Raw genomic sequence first — 6538 nt, forward strand, 5'->3', positions numbered from 1 at the left:
GGCTTGTCCCTGATTTGCGTCGACGATGCGCTCAGCGCGTCGGAACGGGATGCTCGCCACGATAGTCGTAGAAGCCGCGCCCGGTCTTGCGGCCGAGCCAGCCGGCCTCGACATATTTCACCAGCAGCGGGCAAGGGCGGTACTTGGAGTCCGACAGGCCGTCATGCAGCACCTGCATGATCGACAGGCAGGTATCGAGCCCGATGAAATCGGCCAACTGCAGCGGCCCCATCGGATGGTTGGCGCCGAGCCGCATGGCGGTGTCGATGGCGTCGACCGAGCCGACACCCTCATAGAGCGTGTAGATCGCCTCGTTGATCATCGGCAACAGGATGCGGTTGACGATGAAGGCCGGAAAATCCTCCGAGACCGTGATCGTCTTGTCGAGCTGCTTCACATAGGTCTTGGCCGCCTCGAAGGTCTGGTCCTCGGTGGCGATGCCGCGCACCAGCTCGACCAGCTTCATCAGCGGCACCGGGTTCATGAAATGTATGCCGATGAACCGCTCAGGCCGGTCGGTCTGCGCGGCAAGCCGCGTGATCGAGATCGACGAGGTGTTGGTCGCCAGGATGGCTTCGGGATTGAGCTGCGGACAAAGCTGGGCGTAGATCTTGCGCTTGACCGTCTCGTCCTCTGTCGCCGCCTCGATCACCAGATCCGCGCCGGCAAGATCGGCCATCGCGGGCGCGGCCGAAATGCGGCCCATCGCGTCGTTGCGCACCTTCTCGTCGAGCTTGCCGGACCCCACCTGGCGGGCCATGTTGCCGCTGATTGTGGCGATGCCTTTCTCGATGCGGTCGGGCGAAATATCGTAGATCAGCACCTTGTAGCCCGAAAGCGCGGAGACATGGGCGATGCCGCCGCCCATCTGGCCCGCGCCGATGATGCCGATCGTCTCGATCTTGCTCATTACACCGATCCCGTCCTGAGCCCTTCCGCTTGAACTGCGAAAGCGCTCCACCTTTTTTTACCGCAATTCCGGACGCAAAACCGCTGCGCACTTTTGCTGGATTGCTTTTCGCCTTTGCGGCCTGCTTTTTGTGCGGTGCAAACTAAAAGGGCGGGGCGACTTCGTCTACCCCACCCTCACCATTTAATACGCTTTGGCAGAAAGCGTCAAAGCGCCTTTTGCAGCTCCGGCAGAATGACGAAGAGATCGCCGACGAGGCCGTAGTCGGCAACCTGGAAAATCGGCGCCTCCTCGTCCTTGTTGATGGCGACGATGACCTTCGAATCCTTCATGCCGGCGAGATGCTGGATGGCGCCGGAGATGCCGACCGCGATGTAAAGATTGGGGGCAACCACCTTGCCGGTCTGGCCGACCTGCCAGTCGTTCGGCGCATAGCCGGCATCGACCGCGGCGCGGGAGGCGCCGACGGCGGCACCGAGCTTGTCAGCGACCGGCAGGATGACCTCCTGGAACTTCTCCGCCGAACCCAGCGCACGACCACCCGAGATGATGATCTTGGCCGAGGTCAGCTCCGGACGGTCGGTCTCGGAAAGCTTGTTCTCGACGAAGGTGGACAGGCCGGGATTGGCCGCGGCCTTGACGGTCTCGACCGCCGCCGAGCCGCCCTCGGGGGCTGCCTGGAACGAGGCCGTGCGCACCGTGATCACCTTCTTGGCGTCGCTCGACTGCACCGTCTGGATGGCGTTGCCGGCATAGATCGGCCGCTTGAAGGTGTCGGGCGATACGACTTCGATGATCTCGGACACCTGCGCGACATCGAGGAGCGCTGCGACTCGCGGCGCAACATTCTTGCCCGACGAGGTCGCCGGCGCGATGATGGTGTCGTAAGCGCCTGCCAACGATACGACCAGTGCTGCCGTCGGCTCGGCCAGGCGCTCGGCAAGTTCGTCTGCCTCGGCCAGCAGCACCTTGCTCACGCCCTTGAGCTTGGCGGCAGCGTCGGCTGCCGGCTTGGCGCCTTTGCCGGCAACCAGCACATGCACGTCCGAGCCGATCTGCAGCGCCGCCGACAGCGCCTTGGCGGTCTGGTCGGAAAGCGTTGCGTTGTCGTGTTCTGCGATGAGGAGAATAGCCATTTTTCTGTTCCTTTCCCGATCGCTTACAACACGCCGGCTTCGTTCTTGAGCTTGTCGACCAGCTCAGTGACGCTCTTGACCTTGACGCCTGCCTTGCGGCCGCTTGGCTCCTCGGTCTTGATGATCTTCAGCCGCGGCTTGACGTCGGCGCCGTAGTCGGCCGGGGTCTTCTCGTCGAGCTGCTTCTTCTTGGCCTTCATGATGTTGGGCAACGAGGCATAGCGCGGCTGGTTGAGGCGAAGGTCGGCGGTGACGATCACCGGCATCTTCAGTTCCACGGTCTGCAGGCCGCCGTCGACTTCGCGCGTCACCTTGGCCTTGTCGCCGTCGAGCACGATCTTGGAAGCGAAGGTGCCCTGCGCCCAGCCAAGCAGTGCCGCCAGCATCTGGCCGGTCTGGTTGGAGTCGTCGTCGATGGCCTGCTTGCCGAGAATGACGAGGCCGGGCTGCTCGGCGTCGACGACGCCTTTCAGCACCTTGGCGACGCCGAGCGGCTCGGTCTGTTCCTCGGTCTTGACCAGGATGGCGCGGTCGGCGCCCATGGCGAGCGCGGTGCGCAGTGTTTCCTGCGCCTGCTGCGGGCCGATCGAGACGACGATGATTTCTTCAGCCTTGCCGGCTTCCTTCAGCCGGATTGCTTCTTCCACCGCGATTTCGTCAAACGGGTTCATCGCCATCTTGACGTTGGCGAGCTCCACCGCCGAACCATCAGCCTTCACGCGAACCTTGACGTTCGCATCCACAACCCGCTTCACGGGCACAAGGATCTTCATTTGCCTGTCACCTCTTCACGCTAGTTGGGCGCGCTATAACAGCCTGCGCCCGTTCTGAGTTGTCGAAAGCCGACATTCCTGACTGAATTTTGGCCGGATGGAATTCCGGCCGGATGGAAATTCTGGTGTTTGCCCGCCTTAGGTTGCGGCGGTGACGTTTCCGTAGTTGCGGCAACCCTGCACGTCAATACGCTGCAAGCGGCTCAAATCGGTTCAGTCCGAACTGGAAGTGTTTCCTCGCCCCCAGCGCGGCGTCGCGGCGGGCGGGTCGGGGATCAGCGGTTCCGTGGCAACCGGCGGTTGGTCGGGAGCGGTGGGCGCAACGTCCTCGTCGGCGCCGGCAAACAGCGGCACGCCGCGGCTGCGCAGGACGAGCACAAGAACGGCTCCGGCAATGATGCCGCCGATATGGCAAGCCCACGAAATCTGGTCCTCGCCGCCGGCGGCAAACATCACCACCTGGAACAGCACCCACAAGATGAGCGGGATGAAGGCCGGAATCCGCAGCGGGATGCGGGCAAAGGCCAGCACCCAGACCTTCACCCTGGGATAAAGGATCAGATAGGCGACGACCACTCCGGCGATGGCGCCGGAGGCACCGATCAGCGGCGCCTGCGAATCCCAGGCGACGAGGCCCTGGAAGGCGGCGCCGGCGATCGCGCACAACAGGTAGAAGATGAGGTAGCGGATGTGGCCGAGCGCATCCTCGACATTGTCGCCGAACACCCACAGGAACAGCATGTTGCCGCCGAGATGGAAGATGTCGGCATGCAGGAAGGAATAGGTGAGGTAGCTCAGGCTTTCGGGGATGACGATGAAACGGGGATCAAGCTCGGCGGTGTCATGGACGACCGACGGGATGAAGCCGAGGCCAAGCACGGCGGCATTGGAGAAACTCTCGCCGCCGAGCGCGGTGGCGAGGTAGACCAGGGCATTGACCACGATCAGCCCGATCGTCACATATTGCAGCCTGATGTGCCGCAGCCTGTTGGTGTCGTAAAGCGGGATGAACATTGCCCCAGGCCCTCTTCCGCTTTCGACAATCAGCGGTTCTTGCCGGGAACCCATAGCACGTCGGCGTTTCCGTTGTCATTGACCGCCCGGGCGGCGACAAACAGGAAATCCGAGACCCGGTTGATGTATTTTAGACCGTCGCGGTTGACGTGCTCGTCCGGATCCTGGGCAAGGGCCACGATCAGCCTTTCGGCCCGCCGCGCCACGGTGCGGGCAAGGTGAAGTGCCGCCGCTGCCGGCGTGCCGCCATTGAGCACGAAGGATTTGAGCGGCTGAAGCTCCTTGTTGAGAAGGTCGATGTCCTTTTCGACCCGGTCGGTCTGCACGGCGACGATCCGAAGCGGCTCATAGCCGAGCGGCTTGCCGTCGTCGGGCACGGCGAGATCGGCGCCGAGGTCGAAGAGATCGTTCTGGATGCGGGAAAGCATGGCGTCGATCGCGGGATGGATCGCGGCCGTGTGGACCCGGGCGATGCCGATGCAGGCATTGGCTTCGTCGACCGTGCCGTAGGCGTCTACCCGCAGGTCGGATTTCAGCCGCCTCTCGCCGGTGCCGAGACCCGTGGTGCCATCATCGCCGGTGCGGGTGTAGATCTTGTTGAGCTTGACCATTTCGCCTCCCCGCCGACATCCCTCACTTGCGGGTGAAATACACCGCAAGCAGGATCAGCACCAGCGCCACGGCCTGCAGCATGACGCGCGCCTGCATCAGCTTGTTCGATGTGACGCCGGAGCCGCCGCGCATCATATTGATGAGGCCACGAACAAGCACGACCGCAACGGCGACCATGACCAGAATGGCGAGAATGTTGAAGACGGTTGCCATTGTTTCGTTCCAATTGTTTTGGCGTTCAGGCGCGTTTGGCCATCAGGCGGTAAAGCATCGATGCCGGCAGGATGCGTTTGAGCACCGCACCGATCCTGGCCGGCAATGTTACCACATAGTGCGGTCGCGGGCGCCGCGACAGAAGTGCATGGCGCAGCGCCGCATGAACGACTTCCGGCCCTGGCTTCAAGGCCGATTGGCTGCCGCCGGCCCGCAGCCGTTCGAGTTGCGCCGCATAGTCCACGCGGTGCACGGAATTTTCGTGGTCGATGTTGCTGAGAAACCAAATGAGGCCATTGCTGGCGATCTTCGACTTCACCGGCCCCGGCTCGATCAGCGAAACGTGGACGCCGCTGCCGGCCAGTTCCTGGCGCTGGCAGAGCATCAAGGCCTCCAGTGCATGCTTCGACGCGGAATAGGCGCCGCGAAAGCGCACCGGGACGAGGCCAAGGATCGACGAGCAATGGACGATGCGGCCCTGACCCTGGCGGCGCATCACTGGCACCAGCCGGCGGGTCAAATCATGCCAGCCGAAGAAATTCGCCTCGAACTGCTGCTTGAGCGCCGCGACGGGCAGATCCTCGACGGCGCCCGGCTGGGCATAGGCGCCGTTGTTGAACAGGGCGTCGAGCCGGCCGCCGGTGCGGTCGAGCACCGCCGTCACCAGCGAGGCGATGGAGTCCGGCTCGCAATAATCGAGATAGAAGGCCTCGATGCCATCGGCTTCGAGCGCGGCGATGTCCTGCGGCCTGCGCGCCGTTGCGAACACCCGCCAGCCTTCCGCCTTCAACGCGCGGGCGCAGTACGCGCCTATTCCCGAAGACGCACCGGTGATGATAATCGAGCGCAACTTTCGCGCCGGACTGTTCGTGGTTTCGCCAAGGGTTGCCATTTGCCGCAATCCCTTCCCATATTCCCGGCGTGGAGACAATTGGAGGGCGCGGTTCTTGTTGCGGAAGATCGTAGCCCTCAAGCGGGTCCTCTACGACGCGCTCGGCCATTTCAACACCGATGACGGCTGGGCGATGGCCAGCCATCTGGCGATCACATCGCTGATGGCGCTGTTCCCGTTCCTGATCTTCGCGACGACGCTGGCGAGCTTCCTCGGCGCGCAGGCGTTCTCCGACACCGCCGTGCATCTGGTCTTCGACACCTGGCCCGAACAGATCGCCAAGCCGATCGCGCGCGAAGTGCTCAATGTGCTGACCGTCCGGCGCACCGACCTTTTGACCTATGGCGTGGTGCTTGCTGCCTATTTTGCGTCGAACGGCATCGAGGCGCTGCGCACGTCGCTCAACCGCGCCTATCGCGTTTCGGAAACGCGCGGCATCATCTACCGCCGGGTGCAGAGCATCATCTTCGTTCTCATCGCCACGGCCGGTTTCCTGGCGATCAGCGTGCTCCTGGTGTTCGCGCCGCTGCTGGCGCGGATCGCCGAAGCCCATATCGACTGGATCAAGCCCTATATGGGCACCATCACGCTGTGGCGTTACGTCATCGCTTCGGCGGTCATTGTCGGCGGATTGTTTGCCGTGCATTTCTGGCTGCCGGCGGGCAAGCGCCGCTTCGTCTCGCTGGTGCCGGGCATCGTCTTCACGCTGGCGGCATGGCTTATCGGTTCGACCATCTTCGCCACCTATCTCGACCACTTCTCGTCCTATGTGACGACCTATGCCGGCCTGGCCTCGATCATGATCGCCGTGGTCTTCCTCTACATGGTCTCGGCGATCTTTATCCTTGGCGGCGAGCTCAATGCCGCGATCAGCCGCTATCTGGAGGCACGTGCGCGGGTGGGATGACAGGTAGAATTGAGGAATTGAAGAACTGAAGAATTGGAGAAAAAGCGGGCCATATCCGGCGCTGTCTGTGCTTCTTCCTCA

The 6538-nt window shown here is 62.9% G+C and carries 8 protein-coding genes; 1 reads left to right on the forward strand and 7 read right to left on the reverse strand.

What is annotated here, in order from left to right; genetic code table 11:
- Window positions 1-31: 31 nt before the first annotated feature.
- The 7 genes from AC0L2U_RS12800 to AC0L2U_RS12830 all read right to left on the reverse strand — a co-directional run bounded on the left by AC0L2U_RS12800 (window position 32) and on the right by AC0L2U_RS12830 (window position 5550).
- Complete coding sequence (locus AC0L2U_RS12800; RefSeq protein ID WP_013529423.1) at window positions 32-910, reverse strand: 3-hydroxybutyryl-CoA dehydrogenase; 879 nt, start codon at window positions 908-910, stop codon at window positions 32-34.
- Window positions 911-1116: 206 nt separating this feature from the next.
- A complete protein-coding gene (locus AC0L2U_RS12805) occupies window positions 1117-2046 on the reverse strand; it encodes an electron transfer flavoprotein subunit alpha/FixB family protein (protein ID WP_473601994.1) in 930 nt (309 codons plus the stop codon).
- 23 nt (window positions 2047-2069) lie between these two features.
- Window positions 2070-2819, reverse strand: coding sequence for an electron transfer flavoprotein subunit beta/FixA family protein (locus AC0L2U_RS12810; RefSeq protein ID WP_127331584.1), 750 nt, complete (start codon window positions 2817-2819; stop codon window positions 2070-2072).
- Window positions 2820-3032: 213 nt separating this feature from the next.
- Window positions 3033-3833: a rhomboid family intramembrane serine protease gene (locus AC0L2U_RS12815; protein WP_127272488.1), complete on the reverse strand. Its 801-nt coding sequence runs from the start codon at window positions 3831-3833 to the stop codon at window positions 3033-3035.
- 29 nt (window positions 3834-3862) lie between these two features.
- Complete coding sequence (locus AC0L2U_RS12820) at window positions 3863-4444, reverse strand: cob(I)yrinic acid a,c-diamide adenosyltransferase (RefSeq protein WP_127270629.1); 582 nt, start codon at window positions 4442-4444, stop codon at window positions 3863-3865.
- Between the two features lie 22 nt (window positions 4445-4466).
- Window positions 4467-4658: a twin transmembrane helix small protein gene (locus AC0L2U_RS12825; RefSeq protein ID WP_013529428.1), complete on the reverse strand. Its 192-nt coding sequence runs from the start codon at window positions 4656-4658 to the stop codon at window positions 4467-4469.
- A gap of 25 nt (window positions 4659-4683) precedes the next feature.
- Complete coding sequence (locus tag AC0L2U_RS12830) at window positions 4684-5550, reverse strand: SDR family oxidoreductase (protein WP_128290173.1); 867 nt, start codon at window positions 5548-5550, stop codon at window positions 4684-4686.
- 55 nt (window positions 5551-5605) lie between these two features.
- Between AC0L2U_RS12830 and AC0L2U_RS12835 the strand changes: the two genes are divergently transcribed.
- Window positions 5606-6457, forward strand: coding sequence for a YihY/virulence factor BrkB family protein (locus AC0L2U_RS12835; RefSeq protein ID WP_127270626.1), 852 nt, complete (start codon window positions 5606-5608; stop codon window positions 6455-6457).
- The last annotated feature ends 81 nt before the right edge of the window (window positions 6458-6538 follow it).

The organism is Mesorhizobium sp. WSM4808 (assembly GCF_055811675.1).